Below are 25,227 nucleotides of genomic sequence, written 5' to 3' on the forward strand. Positions count from 1 at the left end.
ATGATTTCCTTTGCCTTTGGACCAGGTAACGGTGTTACGATTTTCGGTAATGCTTCTCTTAACATTTTGTTTCCTCCATAATATACTTCAAAATTATCAATTGTAAGTAACAATCTAATTTTATCCTACTTTGACCTGAAACGCAAGGTATATAGCAAATTTCTCATTTTTTAAAATGGTCTGAATACTTCTGTTTGCCCTTATTGCAGGACACCTTTGTTTTCCATGAATCTAATATTTGATTTAACGTCTCGTTTTCAAGAAATTCGGCTCAGGATTTGTCCATGCGGCTTTTGAGGCCATATTGGGCGATCTTTCGTGAGACAGTAGATTGATTGACTCCCAGCACTTCAGCCGCTTTGACCGTGGTGCCGTATTCGTCCAGCGCCATTTTGATCAGATCTTTTTCCAGTTCCTCGATAGCGGCATCCAGCCTGGTAATCTGATTGACTTTTACTTTTTTTTGAAATTCTTCTCCTTTAAAGACCGGCGGAAGATCATCAATGGTAATCGTCGGCTTGGGCGTGGTCAGAACCAGCCTTTCAATGGTATTTTCCAGCTGGCGGATATTGCCCGGCCACGGATATTCTTCCAATGCAGAAATGGCATTGTTGGAAAGCTGCATTTCTTTGTTGTAAGCAGCGCAGAACCGTTTGAAAAAATGTTTTGATAATAGGGGCACGTCTTCTTTTCTCTCCCGCAGAGGCGGAATGCTGATGGGAATCACGTTTAACCGATAATACAGATCCTCACGGAAATTTCCCAAAGCCACCTGCTCTTCCAGGTCTTTGTTGGTAGCCGCGATGACGCGGATATCCAGATCGATCTCCTGGGTGCCTCCCACTCGAATCAGCATTTTTTCCTGCAGCACATGCAGGAGTTTTACTTGCTGTTCAATGGGCAGTTCACTGATTTCATCTAAAAATAACGTACCGCCGCTGGCCGCCTCTACCAATCCAATTTTTCCGCCTTTATTGGCTCCTGTAAAAGAACCCTCTTCATAGCCGAACAACTCGGATTCTACGATAGACGGCGAAATCGTTCCGCAGTTGACTTTGACAAACGGCTGATTTTTGCGGTCGCTGAGGCTGTATATATACCGGGCAATCACTTCTTTTCCAGTTCCGGTCTCGCCGTTGATCAGCACCGTAGCCTTTGTAGGCGCAATCATTTTTACCAGAGTCTTAATCTCAAACATGGTGTCGTTGCAAGTTACGATCTTGTCTTCTTTCTCCCTGAGGATATTATCAAAGGCTTCGCTTTCGCCCAGCTCGGCGATCATTTTGCTGATCTTCATCTGTGTTGAATAGTCTCTGGTGACGGATATTACCTTTTCAATTTCTCCGTCCTTATTCAAAACAGGCGCGCTGACGGAAACCAGTTCTTCGCCGATTCGAGTCCGCTGTATGACCACCTGGGATTGCTTTGATTCCAGTACCTTAACGCTTACCGATGGGACAAATATACCCTCTCGCTCCACATCGTACACATTTTTGCCTACGAAATAATTGGACGATACCCCGCAGGTCTGGGAGATCTTCTCCCCTGCGAATTCAATGTTTCCTTTGCCGTCGGTCACCATCAGCGTATCGTCGCCGTATTCATTAAAAACGCTGATCAGCTCCCGGTTCAGTTCCAGCGTCTTTTGGGACAGATTTTCCACCCGGATTACATCTGTAAAGTCTACAATGAAGAACCAGATGTAATCCTCTTCAACCGCACAGTTGATTTTGACCGGCATGCCGTTAATCTCTGTGTTCAGCAGCTCCCCCTCCATCAGACGGCCAAGCTCTTCACTCTTTAAGATACTTTTAACGCTGCCGGCCTTCTCAGCCGGGTCCAGATCCAAGAGCATTTTCGCATTGTTGTTGATCATTAAGATTTTAAAACTTTTCTTTTCGCACAAAATCAGACCGTCGCTGCATCCGCAAATAAGCCCCACATACAGCCGATTCTCCACAATCGCCTTTTCAGCAGAGCCTTTTAGCTCAAATTCCTTTTCCATATTTGGTTCTCCTCGTTGTTTACACACCCACCCGTTCAAATGTACTACATTTTGCTTAAAATCACTACAATAATTCTGTAAAAATTCTTGTTTGCTTCCGAATAGTAAAAGAGCACTTGAAGCTTTATTACCCCAAGTGTCCTTTTACAAAAGATTAAAATGTCAGAACTAAAGTTGTTCTGTGACTTTGGCAAATACATGCACGTTTCTCTTTTCCAGCTCCCTGAAATAGATATCAGTATTCAGAACCTGTTCGCCGGTAAAGAAGCCTTTTTCTTTGACCTGCCCTCTTGCCAGCATTTTAGCGGTAATCGCCCCCGGAAAACCTACTGAGAAATGTCCGTTGGATAAACCCCAAGGATGGTGGTGGAGATCCGTCTCCACTTCATACGTGCATTTCTTCCCGTCCTTTGTGCCCGTAACAATGACACGCAAAAGTTTCATATCATCCGGCGTTCCCATCTTTGTTCCCGGTTTGGTCTCGAACACTTCCAGCAGAAAATCTCTAGGTGCGATCGCCGTGCCTTTTACGTTGATCTTTTCCTGACTGCCCAGTCCATTTTCGATGAGGAAACGCAGACGTTCTTCAAACAGTGTGGGCAGCGCCAGCTTAAAGGCTACGTTCTTAATGCCTTTGTCTTTATATGCAATGGGCATGGTAGCTACTTCCGAATGAATCATGTTATACAGATTCAATGTTCCGTAGGGCTCTGGAAAATCCACCGTCATTTTGCCGGAAAAAGGCGGCAGCTCCACATGCTCTCCGTCCTTATATTCAAAATTGTTCATTGTGAATTCTTCAATAATGGTGTTTAGAGCATAGGGCGGAACAAAGCCATATCCAGACGCACTGCGATTGATGATCGCATCCAGAATCAAAATATCCTCTACTGTATCCAAACGATCCGTCGCATATTTAGTCAATACGTTTACGATTCCCGGAGCGCTGCCGGATCCCACGATTCCGGTAATTCCCGCTCGTCTGAAATCCTCGTCTCGTCCCATCTGTTCCACCGCCCAGTGAAACAGGCCGCCGAAATCCGTGTAATTGGTCTTTGACTCGATGCAGGCGTCCATCACATCCATATTGAACACATGGGATGAACCGTTGATGACAACATCGTATTCTTCCAATGCTTGAGCCAGTGTCTGCGTATCCTTGAGATCGATTGCCTTTGTCTCAATCTTGGGCGAACCGACCAGTTCCTTTCTGGCCTTCAATGCCTCTTCATTGATATCGATCAATAAGACTTTTTCCACATCCTCCGTTTCTACAAAATCATAGATTGCAGATAAGCTCTGCCTTCCTGCTCCACCTGTTATTGCCGCTTTCATCGTTTTACCTCCTAAATTAATCTGCTCCTGCCGATCACTACGTTTAAATATTTGCACTTATTTGTAACGCAAACGGTGTGCCAAAAGCGAAAATATTTTTTATTATATTTCTGATCCCTTGTTTTTCAACGTTTTCCCGCCTCTTGACAGTCGGGCAATCTTTTGCCGTTCAGCTATGGTCTGCCGCCGCCATGCACCTGCGCATATTTTTTATGTTCTCTGGCATAGCGGCAGCCCCCTTCCTTCAAGCTTATTCTTCGTCCTCTTCTACCCGGAAGACCCCTCGTTTGATTTCTATCAAGTAGAGAACCAGACAAATAGGTCCGCAAACAAAATTAGCAATGATTAAAAAGTAGAATATGGGCGTATTTCCTACCGTAAACCCATACAAAATCAGCAGGCTTATGATTACGACGACAACCGAAAAAATATTTCCGATTCGATTATTTTTATCAGACATGACGTTCTCCTTTCTTTCTATGCTCCCAGCTTATCCTTTTCTTTTTGTGCCTTGTAAGTCATGGGGCAGGCGGTAAAGTAAACCACAAAGCTGATTACCCAGGTAAATACATTGGATGGTATTCCATAGGGTGCTTTTAAAGCAAACTCCCATATCGCATAGGCGACAATGCCGCAGAGTACTGCAATAAAACCTCCGTTGGCGGTCTTTCGCTTATAAAAGAACCCAGCTACAATGGGAATGAAGAACACCGCGACCTGGAATCCGCCTATGTAGTACCAGGCGTTGGCAATGCCGTCGCTCCAAAGATACGTCCCCAGGATAATGAACAATCCCACAAATACGATCATTACCCGGCTCAATTTGAGAACTGCCGCATCCTTCATACTCGGCTTTATTAAATCTTTGCACACATCCTTTGCCAAAATACCTGCACTGATTAAAATATCGGCGCTGGAGGTGGACATGACAGCCGCTACCAGGGCGGCTACAAAGAGCCCTCTCAAACCGGTGGGCAAAACGGTGAATACCGCGGCCCAGAATCCCTGGGAGATGGTCTCTGCTTCGGGGAACATGACAGATGCTGCCATACCGCCGAAGACCATGATTGCGCTGAAGGAGATTCCGATTCCCAACATAACCGAATAAGCGACTTTAATTTCGCCTCCGCCCTTAGCCGCACCGAATCTCTGATAACTCTGCGCATTGACATATAGGGCCGCAGCTCCAATTACCCATGCCACCACATCCAGGGCCGAGTTATGTCCCAAAGGCGTGAGCAGTACTGGGTCGGTAGCCGCAATGGAATCATAGACCGGCTGCAATCCGCCGAAATGGAGCAAGAGACCGAGCCCCAGTGCTCCGGCCGCAATGGTCATAACCGCGAACTGAATCATGTCGGTTACTGCCAGCGCCCACAGACCTGCCATTGCCGTGTAGAAAATAATTCCCACTCCCGCAATGACCACGGTGGCATAGATAGGAAGCCCGGATACCATATGGAGCACATCGCCCACCGCGAACAGCAGCGCCGCTGAATACAGCACGGAGAAAATCGGGACAATGGTAGACAAAGCTTTCGTTTTCTTATCGTAAAAGTATCCGACCAAATCCGGCAGCGTCACCACATAATCGGGAATCTTGTCCCTTGTAAAAGGTCCAATCCAGATAGCCAGAGGCAAACGCATCAACCCGGTTGGCACTACATAAATAAATAAAATAGAAATTCCCATGGTCCAGCCGCATTCAGCCAGACCGACGATGGTCCACGAGTCATACCACCCGGCCATGGCCACACCAATGAGGACGGGAATGGTCAGCCGGCGCGAAGCTACGAAAAAGCTCTTAAAGCTCTTGCTGGCCCTGCTGTGCATAACGAACCCCACACCCAGGACAGCCACAAAATAAACTACCAGTATGATCCAATCCAGCGATGACCACAATTCGTTAAAATCAATCATTTTTTTCTCCTTTCCTGAAAAAAGCTTTTACTGTTTTAACTATCCAGTCTTACCTTTAGTCCGCTAATATGTTCTGATGATAAGGCGTATTGATCCAAATAAGCGTATTTCACCATCTCTTTTCCCCTGGCAGCAACGACCATTTCAACCGCGGGACGATAGAATTCATTTTTCTTCCTTAGTTTAATTTCCGATCTCCCTCTGGAGATCCGCTGCAAATATTTATAACGTATCATGTCGTAGCATTTTTGTTCCATCTCCTGTTCCGTACAGTTTTTTTGCAAAAGTTCGAAAGGCTGGTCAAGCTCCGATAAATTATTGCTCTTTGTACGGAAACGTTCTTTTTCTACTAAATCAAAATGAAAACCGTGTACCTCGTTGGCGTCGAAAATGATCGCGATTTCTCCTTGTCTGTTGAGAAATTTTGTTTTTTGCGGCCCCTTTTGCATGGAATAGTAATAGATCAACATGTTGTAGGGCACTAATACCGGTCGGTACGAAACCATTTCATACGGAACCGGATTGAAAAGTCCCAAAAACTTCACATTGAGGCTTTTCATTTTTTCCGCGACAGCTTGGTCGATGGTTTTACTCCTTTCCGTAATTCGTACTGTTTTATTCTTCATATTGCGGCCCTCCTTTTCATCAAAACGGTTTGTGCTGTCTGCCTACCAAATAGAGCAATATCCGTGCCACTGCACTTTTTTCTCTATATTGGCGCATTTTTCAGCGCTCTTTATTTTTATTGCTGTTTTTTTATGAATTTTCAGTTATTTTTTATGCTCTCCCGCATATGGTTTTTGCAGCTGTGCATACGCTTAGCCCTCTTCATAGGTTTTTTGGAACAGCTCAATATATTTTTCTTTATTTACCGGTCTGGCATTACTGGGGGTGGATACATTTACCATGCAGACCTCCGCCAGCATATCGAATTTATCCGGCTCTACATATCCCAGAGAGCGCAAAGAGGGAATTTCAAGATCTTTTGAGAGCTGCCGGATCCATTGGGCACCGCACTGCGCGATTTCCCGATCAGATTTTCCTGTCGGATCGATCCCCAGCGCCAGGGCTGCATCCCTATGTTTTTTCACATCCGCAGGGATATTGTATTCAAATACCACCGGCAGAAAGATCGCATTGGCGACCCCATGGGGCGTATCGTAATATCCGCCGATTGCTTCTGCAAGGCAATGAACAGAGGCAATGTCAGAAAAGCCGAAAGCCAACCCGGCCAGCAAACTTCCCATCATCATCCCATACGCATGTTCATCGCCTTTTTGATACATCATATTTCTTAAATTGGCAGCGATCAGTTTAATGGCAGCCAGGGCAAAGGCATCCGTAATGGGACTGGCGCATTTGCAGGTATAAGCCTCTAAGGCGTGGGTTAAAGCATCAACCCCTGTAGAGGCGATGATCCCCTGCGGAAGCCCTTTCAAAAGCTGCGGATCAAGCAGAGCGATATCGGGCCGTATTTTATCGTCAAAAATACAGGTTTTCTTTTTCTCTGCATCCAGCGTCAAAACCGCAAAAGATGTGACCTCGCTTCCCGTTCCCGCTGTGGTGGGTATGCACATGAGGGGAATGGGTTTTTCCTTGACTTTATTGGGTTTGAGGATGTTGGCGATGGGTCCCTGATTGGTCACCAGACAAGCGATGGCTTTGGCGCTGTCCATACTGCTTCCGCCGCCCACGGCCAATACAAAGTCCACCTGTTCCGCAATGGCTATGTTTCCCGCCTCCACGCAATGGATATCCCTTGGGTTGGGCATGATTTGATCGAAGATCACGTAAGAGATTTTCGCTTTTTTTAAAGACGCTTCCACCCTTTCTGTAATGCCCGCTCTGCGGATCCCTTCGTCGGTGACGATCATGACTTTTTGGGCCCCCTGCTCTTTTACCAGTTCTCCTGCCCGGTCCACATACCCGTTTCCAAATTCGATTCTCGTCGATAAATTAAAACTTACTCCTTTCATAAGCACCTCCTGATTCGTCAGAAATATCGGACGATTATTTATAACGCAATGTTCATGCCAACCCGTTCGCCGCGGGCTGCAATGGAAGCTTGTCAGAAAAATGGTATAGGATTTGCATTATTTAATAACAAAGTCTAGATCATGAAGGAGGTACAATATGATTATCAAGCACACGTTTGCGTTCAACCATCGCACAAGAATTTGTTTTGGGCCTGGTATATGTTCAGAAACAGGAAAGGAAGTGGGCAGTTATGGGACCCGGGCATTGATCGTCACAGATCGCGGTGTACGCAATGCCGGTATCGTTGATAAAATTCAAATCAGCCTTAGACAAGCAGGCGTTGAGTATGCCGTTTATGACAAGATTCTTCCCAACCCCAGAGATACCAGCTGCGATGAAGCAGCGGAACTGGGTAAGGATTTTGGCGCTGATGTGATTCTCGGTATTGGCGGCGGCAGCAGTATGGACAGCGCCAAGGCGGTGAGCGTTCTCATGAGCAACGGCGGCAGCTGCTCCCATTGGGCAAAGGTCAGAAAATTTGACAAGGAGCTGTTTCCCGTCATCTGCGTACCAACAACTTGCGGAACTGGAAGCGAAGTAACTTTTGAAGCGGTCATTACCGCTACTGAGTTGGGCATGAAAGTCTCCATGTCCGATGGTTTTAAAATGGCTCCCAAAGTGGCGATCATGGACCCGGAGTTAACCATGACGGTACCGCCGCTGGTAACAGCTTCCACTGGTATGGATGCGCTTACTCATGCACTGGAAGCTTTTACTTGCACCTACTCGCATCCCATTTCTGATGGCATCGCCATGTATGCCATGAATAAAATCGCCGGCAGTATTGTCACGGCGACAAAAGAGGGGTCTAATTTGAAAGCCAGGGAAGATATGATGGTGGGAAGCCTGATGGCTGGAATTGCTTTTACCAACACCTTTCTTGGGGCTGTCCATTGCTTTTCTGAGCGGCTGGGTGGTTTTTACGATATCCCTCACGGTATCGCCAATTCCATCTTCCTGCCCTTTGTCACGGAATATAACATGCGTGCAGATTATGAAAAACATGCCATTGCAGCTAAATGCCTGGGGATTGAAACCTTTGGACTGTCCGATGAGGAAGCTGCCGCAGAAGGGGTCAGCAGACTCTTTGATTTAAATGATGTACTGGGCATTCCAAAATTCAGTGAGCTGGAGGTGGTTGATCCCAAGGACTTTGAAGAAATTGCCGCTCTGTGCGACTCCCACGCCTGCAAAAAAGCAAATCCGCGCCCCATCGGCCATAAGCAGTTCTTGGAAATCCTGCAGAAGGCCTATGACTTTTAGAAAGAGGAAGTCTGTTTTCTGCTTAGAGGACCATCAGCAAAAAGGTATCACCACTTTTGGCGATACCTTTTTCCTTTTGACAAAGTATTCGTTCCTTTTAACGGTGCGTTAAACGCCCTTTTTATGTTTAATGGATTTCACTTCTGGCGAAACAATATAGGGAGCATTTTGTAATTTCCGTTTGCCTTCTTTAAACTTGCTCCAAAAACTGATGTCCGCCTTAGGATTGACGTAATCAGCCTCAGCCTTCAGGGCGGCCCACCTTAATCAATTCAATTTCTTTTGCCCTGGTCAAAGCAGAAAGCCATTCATCCTCTGCTCCACTCTGCTCTACAATAAATACTTTCACCCTTTTTCCTCCTCATAAACAATTCTGCCGTCTACCATGGTCAGAAGCGGCTTAACATGGAACATTTGGTCTCTGTCATGGCAGATCTGAAAAATATTTTTATCCAGCACGACCATATCCGCCAGTTTGCCTGCCTCCAAAGTACCTAATCGCTCCTCCATTCCGGCGGCGAAAATGCCTCCGTATGTATAAGCCTTTACCGACTCCTCCACGCTCACCCGTTCTTTTGGATTCCATCCGCCCTGTGGCTGGAGCTGATTTGTCAATCGATTGACCGCACGAAAGATGCCTCTCCACGGATCCAGCGGTGCCACAGGGCTGTCCGTGCCGTAGGCCAAAACGCCTCCCCCTTTGCGGATCGATTCAAAAGGCCAGGAATAATTCATCCGGATTGGCCCTAATTTTTTGTGAAAAGGGTGCTCCACAAAATCATATTTGGGCAGATGCTCCGGCTGAACGGAGGCAATGACACCCAGTTCTCCGAACCTGGGTATATCTTCCGGCGTCGTAACTTCGATATGCTCGATGCAATGGCGCAGATCCTTTCTCCCGTACAAGTTTTGAGCAGTTTCAAAGCAGTCAAGGCAAAGACGCACCCCCGCATCACCGCAGGCATGAATACGCATTTGGACATCACCTTTATGAAAGGTTTTCACCAGCTCTAAAAATCGATCAGGATCGATCATGGGCGTTCCCTTTTCTTTCGGATTGTCCCAGTAGCCTTCCAGCATATACCCCGAGTCACCTTGGGGCGTTCCATCGATAAAGGCTTTCACGCCGCAGCATTTGAGCATCGAAGACGAATATTTGCGCTGCAGCTCATGAACCTCCTTGAGTGGCTTCTCAAGCTCCACATAGAAAAAAATTCTAGCATTAAGCCCACCGCTGTCCTCAAGGTACTTATACGCTTCCGGCCGAATGGGACAGACGCCTACGACATCCCCGAGAGAGGTGATACCACAGCGGTTGGCGGTTTTAATAAAGACCTTGGCGTAGTTGGCGACCTGTTCATCCGACATCCGCTCAAATATTTTTTTCTGAACCTCAAACATAGCCGTTTCATGGAGGTATCCGGCGGGGTTCCCCTCTTCATCTCTGCTGATCCTCCCATTGGGCGGGTCCGGCGTCTCCTTTGTTATATGGAAGATTTCCAGCGTCTTACTGTTGACCCATGCTCCGTGACACTCTTTATTCAATGCAAAGACCGGAACGTCGGGGAAATATTGGTCAAGAGCAGCCTTGCTCGGCTCTTTGCTGGTATTCCACAGAATGTCGTCCCAGGCGCCTCCCAGGACCCATTGTTCTTTTGTCTTACTTTTATTTCTTTCCCACAGCATCCGGGCGGCTTCCTCTTCAGAGGCTGCCGTTCGCAAATCGCCATCCAGCTCAATGGTTGCGCTGTTGATCAAGTGAACGTGAAAATCACAAAACCCCGGCAGCACCAAGTTATCCGTAAAATCGTAAACGTCCTCTGCTTTCATCAACTGTGGAAAATCTTCACGCTTTTCATAAGGAATCAGCTGATGGATCGAATTGCCGTCTATGCAGACATATCCATCGATCCACTGGCCTTCTTTGTTGGTATATATATATTTACTTCGGATTGTGATCATAATCAAATCCTCCTCACTTCTATTTGCCCTCCAGCATCATCTCTACTTGAGCCATCTTTCCCCGGGCCATCTCTTCTGTTATCAATACCTGGCCGCATTTGGGACAGCAGGGCATGACGTGGTTAAATTCCCTTCCTAAATAAGTAAATCTAACCGGTTTTTCAACCAGCCTCTGCCGGCACTTACAGCAGACCACTTCCATCTCTTCGTCCATCATCCTTCTCCTTCTTCAAACGCCATTCGATGACAATAAGCGTTGATCAGTTCATAGGAGGTCTCCTTCTCCACATATTCGGCCCAATAGGTCATAAATCCGATTTTCAAAGATCCCAGAGTATGCCCGTTGGTCTGATTGCGCATCTTATGCTCTGTCCTTTCACAATGAGAAATCACGTGAAACAGATCGTCCTCCAAAATATAATTGTGATCCAATTTTTGTTTCAATGCCTGGCTAATATCAATTGGTTTCCCTTTGACAAGACGGTCGGCGGTAAGGCCGGAATTTTCTTTTTGATCATCGCTTTTTTGCAGCTGATGTTTCAGCGCTTCCCGGTTTTGCCTCCGCTGCGTCTGTGTCGGTGCCGTGCGGTTCTGGCAGTTTAAAGAAAATACCAGATCCAGCACATGGACAGCATCTTTTCCCTCCGCGGCTAACAGATCTCTGCAGTTGCTGCAGTAGGTGATATACGGGACCGGACTCTGTGCCGCCCGCCTTTGTGTAACTTCCTTCGTGTACTGAGAATTGACAATCGCCGTATGGCCCCCATATCCGCAGCACCGGGCTCTGCTTTTTTCCGCAGGTATTGGCAAAAGCTCTGCACCTGCCCGTTCCGATAGACTGCGAACAGCCTGCTGGACGGCATCGTCGTGTCTGGCGCTGCAAGGATCAAAGACAGCATAGGACGCATGATTGAGCTGCTGTTTCATAGGAGTCCGCCATTTTTCCAGCAGCGTATAAACCATCTCTCCCTTCAGCCCTCCAATATGCTCCTCCATCATTTTTTTACAAGTGGCGCAGGCAAAAATCACCTTGGGCTGACCCAGCGCCTCCCACTTTTTCTGGAAATCCCCAAACATGCGGCCTTCCCTTTCCTCATCGCCTGACCAGAGAGCAGGTGCGCCGCAGCAGTCTACAAGCAGCGCCACCCGGCCCACATGGGAGCAAATCCGCTGATAGGTTTTTAAAACGTACTGAGGATCCGATGCTCCCAACTGACATCCAGGGAAAAACAGCCAGCTGGGGTTTTCCCTCCTGTCCCAAAGAAACACGCTGTTTTCCCGCGCATGGGTCATATCCCGCAGAAAGAAGTCATGGAATGCCCAAGGCATACGGCCTTTCTTATGAAGAATGCGCCGGGCTTCCAGCAAATATGACTGAAAATCGATGCCCTCCGGGCAGCATCTAACGCAGTATCCGCACTGACTGCAGGATGCAATCAGCTTGGTGGCCACCGTTATATCCGATAGCACCCCTTTCACTTGGGTTGTTCCCCTTACTTCTTCGATCATTTTAAGCGGGGATTTCCGATAATAACGGAGCAGATCGCAGTTTTTCTTACAGGCATCGCAGGAACACCGCAGACATCTGCCGGCTTCCTGCATGACCTGTTCTTTTTCGGCAGGGCCGTCTCCTGTGAGAAACGACCCCTGCCGCAGGATTTCTCCCAGATCGGGAAAAGGAATCGTTGTGGAAAACGATTTGTGTTCATGAGTCATTTTACCTGTTAAGAAATAGGTTTCGATGGCCACAGCACCCTCGATTCCCTGGGCAATGGCCTGGATTGTATCCGCTCCCAGGATGGAACCTCCTATGAAAACGCCTTCCTTTTCCTCAATCCCCAAATTTCTTCCATTCCTTCCGGTGGCTATATAGACCGCATCAAAGTTTTCCTCAGCCAGTTCTGGCAGCGACAGGATCTCAGAATTTAATCGCACATCCAGCTCTTCATACTGAAACTGTCTTTGTATATCGGTGAGAAATATGCTTTCCGGCAGCAGTTCCCACAGATGACCGCCCAAACGAGCATCCCGTTCAAACACCACAACTTGGTATTTTTTCAGGCAGAGCTTGAGCGCGCAGCTGAGGCCGCTGATCCCGCCGCCGATCACAGCTGCCCGTTTTCCCTTTAGCGGGACATTGTAGTCGATGGGGTCTAAGTTTTTCGTCAACCCGATCACAGCCTCTTCCAGCCGGCGCATATCAACAGCCGCATCAATTTCGTTTCTGGGGCATGCTCCCCGGCAGTACTCCGGGCAGAGGGCAGATACCACCAGCGGAAACGCCACTGAGTTTTGATAAAGCTTATAAGCGGCGCGGAAGTTGCCCCGCTGTATCTTGTTCATAAAATCCGGTACATCCAGGTGAAAGGGACAGGCTGCGGAGCAAAAAGACGGTTCGTTTTCTTTACAGGTCTTAACGTATTCTCTCATGGCCAGACGTCTCTAAAACTTTCCGGTATCGCGTATCTTTTGGATTTCATCGTACATGTCCGGACCCAAATAATATTTTTTAGGCGGTTCAACCTTTTTTCCGGCTGCGATGGCCTCAAGGCCGGCTTTCACCTTTTCCGGTTTTGCCGGAAGCTCGTAAATGCGCACGCCGCAGGCATTGCTTATGGCGTTGATCACTGCCATATGGCCGCTGGACTGAAAGGCTTCCGATGCTCCCGATGAGCCGAAGGGTCCGTTCTTTCTCCTGGTTCCCATATGGATCAGCTGAATGTCATCCGGAATATCTTTGATATATGGCACACCACAGGAGAATGGGTTGTTATGCTTCCTCACATCCAGATAATCTTCGCTGAGGGCGAATCCCATACTGTGGGATATACCGCCGTAGGCCTGGCCTTCTACTGCATGGATATTTCCAATCACTCCCACATCGTCGATACAGGTGAATTTGAGGATCGTAGTCTTTCCTGTCTCCGTATCGACTTCAACTTCCGCCATATATAGCGCATAAGTATAGTCGATGGACGGGTTTCCCTGGCCAGTAATTGGATCGGTCGGCACCAGACCAGGTACAGTGGCATTTTCATGCTGTCCCACATATTTGGTCGGAATTCCTTCTGCTGTCATTTCCTCATAAGTACGATACGTTCCATCCTCTTTGCGCATGGCTTTTATCAGTTTTTCTGCAGCAATGATCGTCGCTTTTCCGTTCATGTAGTGGGAACGGCTGCTGGCGGATGAACCGCTGTTGGGGCACACAGCGCTGTCGTTTTGTATTAGCCTGATCTGATCCAAGGTTACGCCCAGCGGCTTGAGCGCCTCTGCCGTTACCATCAGCGAACCAATATCGCCTCCCTGGCCCAAATCCTGCCAGGTATCATATTTTGTAAAGGTATTGTCCGGGTTCAATTCGATGGCTACGGTGCATTGATCAAAAGGATTATCGGTCACATTATAACCGCCCCAGGCCAGGCCGACGCCTCTTCGTTTCTGCGGCGTATCCTCAGCCCTGGCCTCTGCAACAGCCTTCTCATAAAGCGGTTTTAACCGTTTCATCATTTCTTCCATGGGGTAATCGACAAAATCAGATCCTGCCAGATTTTTGTCTCCTTTCCTGGCGATGTTTCTCCAGCGAATTTCAAAAGGATCCATGCCGATCTTTTCTGCCAGCATATCGATGACCGCTTCTCCCGCCGTATAAGCCTGGGGCGAGCCGTATCCCCGATATGCCGTGCCAAAGCCGTGGTTGGTAAAGGCAACCCGTGACAAGACTCTGGCGTTGGGAACAGAGTAGGGGAACAGAACAAAACGGATGACTTTGTTGGCCAGATCATCGCCCATTTCAGCATAAGCTCCGTGGTCAATACCGATATCAAACTCGGCGGCAGTAATCTTTCCGTTCTCGTCGCAGGCCAAGCGGGCATTGCTGTAAGCGGCGGACCGTTTTCCGCTGAAGTGCATGAATTCTTCGTAGGACATGGACAACGCAATCGGCATCTCTGTTGCCATGGCTGCTATCCCAGCCAGTGCAAAAGATGCAGCTGTAATGGACCAGCCAAAGCTGCCGCCTGCCGGATTCATAACCATGCGCACCCGTTCCGGCGGCAAACCGATGGATTGGGCAACATCGCTTTTATTCCAATAGATGGACTGGGATTTACAATGGATCGTCAAAACATCGTCCTCATCAAAGTACGCCTGTACAGTATCTCCTTCAATGGAAAGGTGAGGCTCTCTTGTGGAATAAAAACTGCCGCTCACTGCATACTCCCCTTCATCAATGAGCGTTTCCACATCCTCATCTCCCTTGACAAGGGGCCACTTTGCATAAATATTGGGGGATTCTTCATGGATGCGAATGGCATCGGGCATGGCCGCATCCAGATAGTTTACATACTCCGGCAGAGGTTCGATTTCGACCTTTACCTTCTCGGCCGCCGCTTTGGCTTGCTCTTTTGTTACAGCCGCCACCATGGCTGCCACATCGCCGTACATACGGATCCGATCTTCCGCTAGAATATGATGGGGCGCTTTCATGTTGGTGGAAAGGGGCGATGCTGTAAAGAGATCCATATGATTGGTGCCTTTTACATCTTTGCTGGTAATTACTTTGACAACGCCCGGCATCTTTTCCGCCTCTGTGCAGTCGATGCTAATGATGGCTCCATGACTTACTTTTCTCGGCTGAACCAGTGCTACATGCAAGGTGCCCGGAGGCATTTTCAGCTCCACGTCATCGCCGTAGTCCACCGTACCGCAGGCCTTACCCAATGCGGAAGGCCTTACAACAGGTTTTCCGTAGTATTCCTTAGTCTGGTCATCTGGCTTATACCAAATTTCCTCTATGGTCTTTTCACCCCGCATCACTTCTGCTGCCAGCATCACCGCATCTACCAGCTGTTTATATCCGGTGCAGCGGCAGACGTTTCGGTGTTTTTGGAACCAATCTCTGACTTCTTCCCGCGCAGGCGCTGGATTTTCTTTCAGCAGTCCATAGGCAGACACAATAAAGCCCGGTGTGCAGAATCCGCATTGAACGCCGCCGCAGTTAACCCAAGCTGCCTGAAGGGGATGGGGCTGGTTGGGCGTGCCGATTCCTTCTATCGTTGTCAGCTGACTGTATTCTTCCACTGTTTTGATCTTCTTTGTGCAGGAACGGATCACCTTCCCGTTGAGAATTACAGAACAAGCGCCGCAGACCCCGGTCCCGCACCCGACCTTTGTCCCAGTAAGACCCAGCCGGCGAATTACCGACGCCAGGGTATCCTTCTCTGGGTCACAAATAAACGTTCGATCCGCGCCATTCATGTTCAACGTCATTTTCTTTAATTTCATCATGAACAAATCCTCCTGTTCGCATCATAATAGCTAACCAGTATTCCTTTGATATCCTTTTTAATCCGCAATCTCTATGCCAATTTGAAAATGCTTATTTTCAACGATTTTCACTGATTCTTCAGACTTTCTATGCGCATGCGCATAATGCCTATGCGTCAACACCTGTTTCTCAAACGGCGAATCAGCTCTTCGTGCTTCGTTTTTGAAATCGGATAAAGCAGCACAAAGACAGCTGCCGTTAAAAATAAAATCCCTGGTACCACGGTCAGAGAAATCTGGATCCCCCATAGGGCGGTCCGGCTTTGCCGCAGCATATCGGGTTCATAGCCAAAGAAAAAAAGGACACCGGCCAGCAGCTGTGTAGCACAGGCATTGGATACTTTCAAAATGATTTTGGACAAAGAGAGAATCGTTGCTTCCCGGCGCCTGTGGTTTTGGTATTCATCCACTTCGCTGATATCGTAGAGCATGGGATAAATCAGCTGCCAATAGGCCGAACTGCCGATTGTAAAGGCGATTATATAAAGGCATAAAAAGAGCAGAGAGTTGATGCCGAATATACCAAAACCGATCGATAGAATACCGGCCCCAATGTAACATCCTGCCATGACGATCCGTTTATCACCTTTTTTGGTGCAGGCAGACAAGATTGGAGTCATGAGAATTCCAAAGCCGGTCATAACTGCAAACACAACGGATTTGCTCTCCTCTGAAATGCTTAGGTTATATTTCATAAAGTAGGCGATGCTGGAGCTGGAGAAAACATTGGCTATGCACACCAGCAGAGTCACGGCAAGGAGTAATCGCATCGGCTTTAATTGAAAAACTTCCCAATATTCTTTTATAACCGTCTTCTGCTGCTTTAGCTTCGGCGGCAAGCCGGTCGTTTTGCTGGAGAACCATCTGCATGTTGCAATCTGCGAAAGGGCGGAGAGAACGGCGATACCCAGTATGCTGGCCTGCCACGCCCTTTCCTGGCTCAAGCCCTCTGACTGAAGAAGCTTTACCAGTGGCAGCAATATGGCAATACTGGTCAGATTCCCCAACCCCATAAAAAATCTGGCGTAGCTTCGCAGGGATGTTCGTTCCCCTGAATCCGTCGTCATATCGGCCCCAAGAGCCTCATAGGGAATCATAAAAAAGGAGTGGGCTGTCATCAGCAGGGACATTACAACCGTATAGTAAATGCCGACAAACAGGGCGCTGCCTTTTACAACGGTAAACATCATCACCAGTGCAGCAGACATTGGCATAATGGAAGCCTTCATATACGGCAGCCGCCGGCCGCCGGCAAAGGAAAAGCGGTCGGAAAGATAGCCGATCAGTCCGATTGAAAAAGCGTTCCATATTGTGGAAATAAAAATGATATGGCCGGCCGCCAACGTTTCTACCCCTGCGATATCGGTCATAAAAAAGAGCGCATAAATCACCAATAAATTGTAAACTGCCGTATCGCCCAGTGAAGCGGCGCCATATCTGATTTTTTCTTTTAATGAAAACATTCTATCCTCTCCCCACACCTATATGTTCTACATATAGGAATTGCAAGTTCCATTCCACCACAATTATTGAAAAAACAAAAAATTTCGTCAATGGCACAAGAATTGCGTATTTCTTAGGGTAGATTGTGTCAATAATAAAAGGGAAGAAGATACTTCCATGCAAGTATGGGAAAGAATACTTTATCTTATAAGCTGGTTCTATGTTGACTTGCATAGCTGATATGCGGCCGTGCATTTCGACAGTCTGCCAGAGAAAAACATATTGGGGGATTTTTATGATTAATGAAAAGGAACATATTTCACATTTAATAAGAACGTTTATTGAAGAGATCATTCACCCTTACCGGGAACTGAATGTTCAGATGTCCGAGCAATGGATGCAGGCAGGAAGGGACGGCTTTGATTACAATGGTGTGATTCACGGCCTCCTTCATTTAAAAAAAGCGGCCGAGGAGCTGGCCCGTGATTCTGATAAGACGGATGTGCAGCCGGAGCAGCAAGCTCTATTCAACAAATGCGTCACCCTCTTCATCACAGCTGTGGAGCAGCAGATACAGACGCTTCGTACTCTGGGATATCAGGCTGCACAAACGATCGGCGCTGCTGCACAAGAACAAGACCAAAGCCAGCGCTATCTGGCTTCCATGAGCAAAAACCTGACAGCGCTGAAACAGAGTCTCAAAAAATAGGGATAGCCCCTTAGAAAATCAGAAAAAGCATACGCTGCCCAGCGCACTCACGCAAAAGGGCTGCTGCATGAAAAAGCAATTCATACAGCAGCCCTGTTTTCTATATTCTCTTAAAAATCTGTGCGAATCAATACCACATCAATCCGGTCAATATGTTATAACTTGCGAGCCAGGTTGAGCAAGTTTCACTTATTCTGCACCTCTCGGCAGCTCCGTATTAATCTGGTCAGAATAGTATACCTTGCAAGCCGCGTCGCAGCAAGATTCAGTAATTTTTACCCTGCGGCAACGCCGTATTCAATGGTAAAAATACTACACATTGATATCCAGCTCAGTGAGCTTACGGTACAAGGTTGCCCTGGAAAGGCCCAATTCTTTGGCAACTGTATCCTTCGCATTGCCGCTGCTGCCATACTTCTTAAGCTTACGGGTAATGATTTCTTTTTCGTATCGCTTGACCTGCTCCGACAGAGGCAGATTGGTATCCTGAAATTTCATGATGCTGTCCTCGTTGCGCAAAAGCCGGGTTGGGACTTCATCCATGCCAATAGTATCGCCGAAGGCCATGTTGGTTCCGTATTCCACTGCATTTTCCAATTCTCGGACGTTTCCCGGCCAGTCGTGATTGACGTAAAGCTCCTCAACTTCCTTGGTGAATCCGGTAATTTTGCGATTCATGAAAGTATTATATTTTTTCAAGAAATGGTACATCAAAAGCTTGATATCATCTCGCCGCTCTCTCAATGGAGGAATCATCAGCGGAATAACACTGAGCCTGTAATATAAGTCCTCACGGAACGTTCCCTCGCGGATCATACCTTCCAGGTCCTTATTGGTGGCCGCGATTACCCGAACATCAACAATAATATTTTTATTGCCGCCAACCCTTTCAAAGCGCATGTTCTGAAGAACATGGAGAATTTTAACCTGCAGGTGGGGCGGCATATCGCCGATTTCATCCAGAAAAATGGTTCCGCCGTTGGCCAATTCGAACTTTCCGGCCTTGCCTTTATCGCTGGCACCGGTAAAGGCGCCCTTTTCGTAGCCGAACAGTTCACTTTCCAGCAAATTTTCAGGAATGGCTCCGCAGTTGACCGTTACAAAGGGGCCTTCTCCTCTTGGGCTTGCATAATGGATGGCTTTGGCGAACATCTCTTTTCCCGTACCGCTCTCTCCAGTGATCAATACGGTGGAGTTGCCTTTGGCCGTAATCATAGCCTGCTTTTTGGCCCGTTTTATTTCGTCGCTGTTGCCGACAATATCGTCCAGAGTGTTTTTCAGTGCTCTGGTATTGATATTATAAACCAGTTTTTGTGCTTCTTCGATATCTCGGAAAGAGATGACCACTCCGCCTATGTCATCTCCTGACATGTAAGGCTTTGCCGTTACAATAAAATGCATCTGACCTCGGTCCGTCTTGAAAATCTCTTCGTTTTCCGTATAGCCCCGGCCGGTTTCTATGACCTCCAGTGCCGGTGTACCGAGCATAAACTCATTGATATGGGTTCCGATCAAATCTGCCTTGGTCGTTTTAAAAAGGGTGGCCGCCATATTATTGCAGTGTTTAATATATCCGCCTCTATCCAGCGCAAAGATGCCTTCGTGGGTGGTCTCCAAAACCGTAGACATCTCGTCCCTGGAGATTTCCACGTCCTCCAGTATCTCCTGCTGAGCAGCTTTCGCTGCTAAAAGGTCGGCCATCTTCTCAACAAAGGTAACCATGCTTCTTTTTTTATCCAGTAGAATCTCCCTCTGCTCTTCCGTAAAGGCTACCAGTCCGATGACTCCTATGATATTTTCACCCATTTTAATGGGCGTACAGATCTCTGACAGTTCTCCGAAATGGGTCTGTCCGCTGCCCATGTCATCGTAGTTTTCTTCTGCTTTTGCATCTTCTATGTATTCTGTTACGCCGCTTCTGAGAACTCTGGCATACAGATAATTGCTATCCAGTCGGCCGCTTTCTTCCTTTTGGCCGATCATCGCAGCGTAAATGCCCGTTCCGCCTAAAATCGTCAAATCCGTATCGACGATCTCAACTTCCACACCAATGGCGATACTAATAGCCTCCGCCACCTGGGTGACACTATTGGAAATTTGTTTTAATATGGACATCGCTCTCTCCTTTATCATTTACGTATAGCTCCACCAATATTATACCATGGAAGTTAAGATTTTAATATGGTTTTTAAGATTTTTTCTCATTCATAATACGATTGAATATTCACAACAAAGAAAATCTTCGGCCTATGCAGTATGAATATCCCCCAAAGGCCCCGTTGAGGCCAGAGTCAGGGATAAGTCGGTTCCTAAAAGGGGCGGCTGTAGGCATTGAAAAAGCGCAGCCAATATTTATCGCAAATGAACGATTTTAGCTGTGCTTAATCCTTTCGATCAATTTTGACTTTCCGTATGAATGTCCATATGGTTATCATCTTCTTCCGTTACCGCAGATCCGAGATTTACCGAATATTTCTCCAATTCTAAGACAATATTATTGATCTCGGCCATCTTTTCAGGAGACATTTTCTCACTTACGGCAAGATGGGTGTTGTACAAAATTCCTTCCAGTCTCCTGTGGATATCGGAAATATTCTTTTTCATATTTTCCATGGCTTCGCTGTCCATCGCATCCTGTATGGCCTGTTCTTTATTGACGATTTCGTCCTTTTCCAGAATGAATTCTGAATTTCCGGAAATAACGATGGGTTCATACCCCAGCTTCTCCTTTACGGTTTTGGCAAAATCATCTTTTGATTCCTGTTCGCCGTGTACCAAAAAGATATGTTTGGGCTCCCTCTGAAAACCACTGAGCCAGGTTAGCAGTCCATCCCGATCCGCATGTCCTGAGAAACCTTCCAGATTATAGATTTCAGCGTTTACCTTGATCTCCTCGCCGAAGAGGGTTACTTCCTTCTCACCTTCCACCAGCCTCCGTCCCAGAGTTCCCTCCGCCTGATAACCGACAAAAATCACGCTGGCCCTGGCATCCCAAAGGTTATGCTTAAGATGGTGGCGTATCCGGCCGGCGTCGCACATGCCGCTGGCGGATATGATCACTTTTGGATGACGGTCATTATTTAAATATACCGACTCTTCCGTGCTGCGCGTAAACTTGAGATTTTTAAAATCCAGAGGGTTATCCCCTGCAGTAATAATTTCTTTCATTTCTTCGTCAAAGACCTGAGCATTTTTACGAAATACTTCGGTAGCAGTCGTGGCCATTGGGCTATCCACGTAGACCATCAGATTTTCCAAATCCCGGCGATAATCTTCATTGTTGTAAAACCGGCTGAACTCGTAAATCAGCTCCTGAGTCCGGCCTACAGCAAAGGACGGAATTACCGTTGTTCCGCCTCGTCTGGCCGTCTTGACCACAATGTCCATCAAGGTTTTTACATCCATGGAATTTTCCGGGTGGAGCCGGTTTCCGTAGGTCGTTTCCATGATCACATAATCTGCTTTTTTGATAATCGTCGGGTCCCTGAGAATGGGCCGGTCCATTACGCCCAGATCGCCGGAAAAAACGATTTTGGAAACATTATCTCCTTCTGTCACCCATAGTTCAGTAATGGCGGAACCCAAAATGTGTCCGGCATCGTTGAATACGATCCGCATCTCCGGATTCAACTCCACCAGCTGGTCATAGAGCACCGGTTTGACATATTTGAGGGACTCTTCCGCATCGCGCACTGTATAGAGCGGTTCCACCGGCGGCCGCCCTGCCCGTTCATTTTTACGGTTTTTCCATTCCGTTTCTTTTTCATGTATGTACCCGCTGTCCCGAAGCATGACTTCCAGCAAATCGGCCGTAGCATCCGTGCAATAGATATCGCCGCGAAATCCCCGCTTCACTAAAAGAGGCAGCCGGCCGCAATGGTCGATATGGGCATGACTGAGTACCACATAATCGATCTCAGAAGGATCAAAAGGAAAGGGCTCATGGTTCATTGCCTCCATAGCTTTTCCTCCCTGGAATTGGCCGCAGTCCAAAAGGATTTTATGGTTTTCTGTCGTAATCAGATGGCAGGATCCAGTTACGCCTGATGCTGCTCCGCAAAATTGTATTTTCATAAGTGAGACCTCCCTTATATTTGTACTGTTCTATAGATTGTTTCCATTATACACCCATAGAGGGGTCCCGGGGAACAGAAAGATTCTGTATGGCAAAATCTTCCGCCCCATCTCTTTACGCAGACAATACAAAACAGCCCCTGGACGAAATCCAAAAGGCTGTTTTGTAATGTTGAAAAGGTAAGATAATTGCTATAATAAGAATCCGAATGCAATAAACAGGATCACTGCCATAGCTGCTGAAATCGCCGCATATGGAAGCTGTGACAGGGCATGATCCAGATTTTCCATTTTACATGCCTGGGATGTGAGTGCTGTGCAGTCGGAATAAAAACACGCGTGGCTTCCAAAGGTTCCTCCGGAAAGAATGGCTCCCAGCACCAAAAGTTCATTGGTCCCGATGGCTGCCGCAAGGGGTATCAGAATAGGTACCGTAATAGCTGGAATTCCCCAGTTGCTTCCTGTTACAAATGCCAGTCCCGCAACGACGACAAAGGCGATGGCGGGAAAGAGTCCGGCACTCATATAAGGCAGAACCGCGTTGATTACATAAGCGGGCAGGCCGATTTCATCCAGCCCGGTCTTCATGGTCAGTGCGCAGACGATGATAAACAACATGGGTGTCATAGATGCAAAACCGTTGACAAAGGAATCGCCGAATTCGGTGAAAGTCAAAGTTTTCGTCGGCAGATACATGATCAACGCTACCAGAATGGCTGCGATCAGCCCGTACAGAACTTCTCCTGTGACGACAGCCACTGCAATGAGAACGATCATCGGGATCAGAAAATTCATAACTTTTCCGTCCTGAGTGTCCAGTTCTTCTTGGCTCATAACTTTCTCTGATAGGTTGAACTTTTCACTCTGCTGAGAATAGACATTGCCGCCTTCCGCAACTCTTTGGTATGCTTTTTTCATGGTGCCCAGTTTGGGAATGATACCGTAGATTGCCAGCGGAACTACGATCAGAGCCGTAATTGCATAGAAGATAAACGGCATGGCGTGTATGTAGATAGACATCCCTTCGCCGTACTGCTGCAGTTCTTTTTGGTCGGAGAAGATTCCTGCGAAGAAAATCGCCCAGGTGGATAAAGGCAGTAATACGCACACTGGCGCCCCCGTGGAAGCTGTCACGTAAGCAAACATCTCTCTGGGGATTTTCTGCCTGTCGCAAACGCCTCTCATGGCCGAGGTCAGGGTCATAATATTGAGAGCATCGTCCATAAATACAATAATGCCTAAGAAAAAAGTAGTAATTAAAGATTTTTCCGGCTTATTGGCCAGCTTCGCCACAATTTTCGAAAATCCAAAAGTACCTCTTGATTTTTCGAAAAGCATGACCAGGCTTCCAAACAAGCCCATGGTGACAAGCATTGACGCATTGTCAGAAATGGTAAAATATAATGCTTCCAAATAAGGCGGGATAAATCCAATCCCATGCGCTACTACAAAGGCCAGCACGCCGCCGATGATGAGCGGTTCAATGGTTCTTTTGGTCAATAGTGCCATCACAATTACGATCAGCGGCGGCACTAATGTGAGTAATCCATAATCTACAGCCTGTTCCAAGTTCTTCACCTCGTTTCATTGCCGCCTGCCGGCGGTTTTCAGTTCCGCCGGCAGACTCACCTTACAAAGAACGCTTAACGCTATCCTTCGATGCACTGTTCCTTCCACTTATATGGATAACCGGTATCCATCATTCTCTTGAGGAAATCTTCTGGATCCAGCTGGTCTGAGAAAATAATTCCCTTATCCATTTCCACCTGGCCCAGCATAACGGTTCCAATCGCCAGCGGCAGCGCTACATAAACCAGCGCGGTTCCGTAGAGCTTTTTCAATTCAGGACCAGGAGCATTCATCTTCGGGCAATTTGCTTTGTATGTCATCTTCTTTCCGTCTTTTTCTCCAGAAACTTCAACGATCAGTTCAATAAAGGCCGTTTTGTCCGCTTCTGCAAGCTGCTCATCGGTGGCGCCGAAAATGTTATTCTGTGGAGGCGGCACCATGGCTGTTACCACATCGATGGGAGCCACTTCCGTATCGCCTACTTTGACCTTTTCCTGTGAGCAGAGTCCGGATGCGTAGAAGATTGCCGGCTGGTACATTAAATAATATTTAAAGTCCAGCTCTTTTACGCCTTCAAATGTGGACGGCATACTGTATATTTCTTCGTGAGAGTGATGGGTTACGGGAAGGGTTCCTACCGGTTCGGGGAAATCGCACATTTCAATTCCGCCGAACGGAGGATATAGTACGTACTTTCCGCCTTCCAGTGCATAGGTCGGGCTGGCGCAGTCAACCAGAGCCTGCTTTGGCGACCATCCTGGATTCCAAGGCCTCAGTACCCAGTCGAAGGGAGCTTCGCCCGGCAGTACAGTCGCTTTACCAATTCTCATTTTAATGCTGTCCACCTGGTCCAGCTTGTTGGCAAATCTTCTAGCCAATACGTTGGTCATGCCCGGTGCGAATCCGCAGCCGAAAAGCGCGGTTAGTCCGGCTTCTTTAAATTCTTTGCAAAGGGTCAAATCTTCGATGGCTCTTCCCTCCAGGAATTCATCCCAGTACGGATCGTCAAAGGCAGTATTGATGTAATTGGCTTTTGCTTTTAACGCACCCTTCATGACATATGTAACCATCCACGGCATTACCATGTCTACCACAACGTCCACGCCTTCTGCGGCTCGTGCTACATCATCCGGATCCGTGGCGTTGACAGCACCTGTTTTTACCTTCGGGCTTCCGATCTGTTTTGCCACTGCCTGCGCGGTCTCTTCCTTCAAATCTACCAGGCGAATCTCTTCAACTGCATCTTGTCTTGCGAGAATGGATGCGCATGCTCCACCCTGTCCACCAGCACCTACGATTAATACTTTCATTCTCTGTTCCTCCTTTATCCATCGATTATATTTAAGATGAAAATTTATGATTGTATCGCGATGCCTATATATAACGCAAGTGCCGTGCCATCTTTTTTTTAGTTTTATAAAACGTTGCAATTCCAACGCTTATTTAGCCTTCCCTATTCCATTTTTATAAAAAACGCCCATTGGAGGGATGAAAAAAGCAGGGTTTTGTTTCATTAATGAAACATTTTCCTGCTTTCCCATAAAACCCCTCTTATTGGTTTCACATTTGAAACAAACGGTTT

At 47.3% G+C, this 25,227-nt stretch carries 18 protein-coding genes; 2 read left to right on the forward strand and 16 right to left on the reverse strand.

Going from position 1 to position 25,227, the window contains the following annotated elements:
* Nucleotides 1–271: 271 nt before the first annotated feature.
* The 6 genes from LG211_RS13055 to LG211_RS13080 form a co-directional block, all read right to left on the reverse strand.
* Nucleotides 272–2,005 carry a sigma-54 interaction domain-containing protein gene (locus LG211_RS13055; protein ID WP_148398372.1) on the reverse strand — a complete coding sequence of 578 codons (1,734 nt, stop codon included), beginning with the start codon at nucleotides 2,003–2,005 and terminating at the stop codon, nucleotides 272–274.
* 168 nt (nucleotides 2,006–2,173) lie between these two features.
* Complete coding sequence (locus LG211_RS13060) at nucleotides 2,174–3,340, reverse strand: saccharopine dehydrogenase family protein (protein ID WP_148398374.1); 1,167 nt, start codon at nucleotides 3,338–3,340, stop codon at nucleotides 2,174–2,176.
* 250 nt (nucleotides 3,341–3,590) lie between these two features.
* Nucleotides 3,591–3,800 carry a hypothetical protein gene (locus LG211_RS13065; protein WP_148398376.1) on the reverse strand — a complete coding sequence of 70 codons (210 nt, stop codon included), beginning with the start codon at nucleotides 3,798–3,800 and terminating at the stop codon, nucleotides 3,591–3,593.
* A gap of 17 nt (nucleotides 3,801–3,817) precedes the next feature.
* Complete coding sequence (locus LG211_RS13070) at nucleotides 3,818–5,260, reverse strand: sodium:solute symporter family protein (protein WP_148398378.1); 1,443 nt, start codon at nucleotides 5,258–5,260, stop codon at nucleotides 3,818–3,820.
* A 35-nt stretch (nucleotides 5,261–5,295) separates the two neighbouring features.
* Entirely contained in the window at nucleotides 5,296–5,886 is a 591-nt protein-coding gene (locus LG211_RS13075) for a hypothetical protein (protein ID WP_148398380.1), read from the reverse strand.
* Between the two features lie 192 nt (nucleotides 5,887–6,078).
* Nucleotides 6,079–7,236: an iron-containing alcohol dehydrogenase gene (locus tag LG211_RS13080; protein WP_253021020.1), complete on the reverse strand. Its 1,158-nt coding sequence runs from the start codon at nucleotides 7,234–7,236 to the stop codon at nucleotides 6,079–6,081.
* Between the two features lie 157 nt (nucleotides 7,237–7,393).
* Between LG211_RS13080 and LG211_RS13085 the strand changes: the two genes are divergently transcribed.
* Nucleotides 7,394–8,560, forward strand: a complete 1,167-nt coding sequence (locus LG211_RS13085) for an iron-containing alcohol dehydrogenase (RefSeq protein WP_269477717.1) — start codon at nucleotides 7,394–7,396, stop codon at nucleotides 8,558–8,560.
* 345 nt (nucleotides 8,561–8,905) lie between these two features.
* On the opposite strand, the gene LG211_RS13090 is transcribed toward LG211_RS13085, so the two are convergent.
* From LG211_RS13090 to LG211_RS13110, 5 genes are all read right to left on the reverse strand, one after another.
* Nucleotides 8,906–10,522 (reverse strand): amidohydrolase, encoded by a 1,617-nt coding sequence (locus LG211_RS13090; RefSeq protein WP_253021018.1) that lies wholly within the window; start codon nucleotides 10,520–10,522, stop codon nucleotides 8,906–8,908.
* A 19-nt stretch (nucleotides 10,523–10,541) separates the two neighbouring features.
* Nucleotides 10,542–10,739: a DVU_1557 family redox protein gene (locus LG211_RS13095; protein ID WP_148398388.1), complete on the reverse strand. Its 198-nt coding sequence runs from the start codon at nucleotides 10,737–10,739 to the stop codon at nucleotides 10,542–10,544.
* Nucleotides 10,736–12,952: a pyridine nucleotide-disulfide oxidoreductase/dicluster-binding protein gene (locus LG211_RS13100; RefSeq protein WP_253021017.1), complete on the reverse strand. Its 2,217-nt coding sequence runs from the start codon at nucleotides 12,950–12,952 to the stop codon at nucleotides 10,736–10,738. Before LG211_RS13100 ends, LG211_RS13095 begins: the two co-directional genes overlap by 4 nt.
* A gap of 12 nt (nucleotides 12,953–12,964) precedes the next feature.
* A complete protein-coding gene (locus LG211_RS13105; RefSeq protein ID WP_253021016.1) occupies nucleotides 12,965–15,811 on the reverse strand; it encodes a molybdopterin-dependent oxidoreductase in 2,847 nt (948 codons plus the stop codon).
* 155 nt (nucleotides 15,812–15,966) lie between these two features.
* A complete protein-coding gene (locus LG211_RS13110) occupies nucleotides 15,967–17,313 on the reverse strand; it encodes an MFS transporter (RefSeq protein WP_148398392.1) in 1,347 nt (448 codons plus the stop codon).
* 275 nt (nucleotides 17,314–17,588) lie between these two features.
* Here LG211_RS13110 and LG211_RS13115 point away from each other — a divergent pair, with 275 nt between their 5' ends.
* On the forward strand, nucleotides 17,589–18,002 hold the full coding sequence (locus LG211_RS13115; RefSeq protein ID WP_253021015.1) for a hypothetical protein: 414 nt from the start codon (nucleotides 17,589–17,591) through the stop codon (nucleotides 18,000–18,002).
* A 312-nt stretch (nucleotides 18,003–18,314) separates the two neighbouring features.
* On the opposite strand, the gene LG211_RS13120 is transcribed toward LG211_RS13115, so the two are convergent.
* The 5 genes from LG211_RS13120 to LG211_RS13140 all read right to left on the reverse strand — a co-directional run bounded on the left by LG211_RS13120 (nucleotide 18,315) and on the right by LG211_RS13140 (nucleotide 25,186).
* On the reverse strand, nucleotides 18,315–20,117 hold the full coding sequence (locus tag LG211_RS13120) for a sigma-54-dependent Fis family transcriptional regulator (protein ID WP_148398396.1): 1,803 nt from the start codon (nucleotides 20,115–20,117) through the stop codon (nucleotides 18,315–18,317).
* Nucleotides 20,118–20,396: 279 nt separating this feature from the next.
* Complete coding sequence (locus LG211_RS13125) at nucleotides 20,397–22,076, reverse strand: MBL fold metallo-hydrolase RNA specificity domain-containing protein (RefSeq protein WP_148398398.1); 1,680 nt, start codon at nucleotides 22,074–22,076, stop codon at nucleotides 20,397–20,399.
* A gap of 192 nt (nucleotides 22,077–22,268) precedes the next feature.
* On the reverse strand, nucleotides 22,269–23,645 hold the full coding sequence (locus LG211_RS13130; RefSeq protein WP_269477718.1) for a Na+/H+ antiporter NhaC family protein: 1,377 nt from the start codon (nucleotides 23,643–23,645) through the stop codon (nucleotides 22,269–22,271).
* Between the two features lie 80 nt (nucleotides 23,646–23,725).
* Nucleotides 23,726–24,955, reverse strand: a complete 1,230-nt coding sequence (locus LG211_RS13135) for a saccharopine dehydrogenase family protein (protein WP_148398401.1) — start codon at nucleotides 24,953–24,955, stop codon at nucleotides 23,726–23,728.
* A gap of 129 nt (nucleotides 24,956–25,084) precedes the next feature.
* Entirely contained in the window at nucleotides 25,085–25,186 is a 102-nt protein-coding gene (locus tag LG211_RS13140) for a YqaE/Pmp3 family membrane protein (RefSeq protein WP_148398403.1), read from the reverse strand.
* Nucleotides 25,187–25,227 lie beyond the last annotated feature (41 nt).

Source organism: Hominibacterium faecale (assembly GCF_020734085.1).
In the GTDB taxonomy this organism is placed as follows: Bacteria; Bacillota; Clostridia; order Peptostreptococcales; family Anaerovoracaceae; genus Hominibacterium; species Hominibacterium faecale.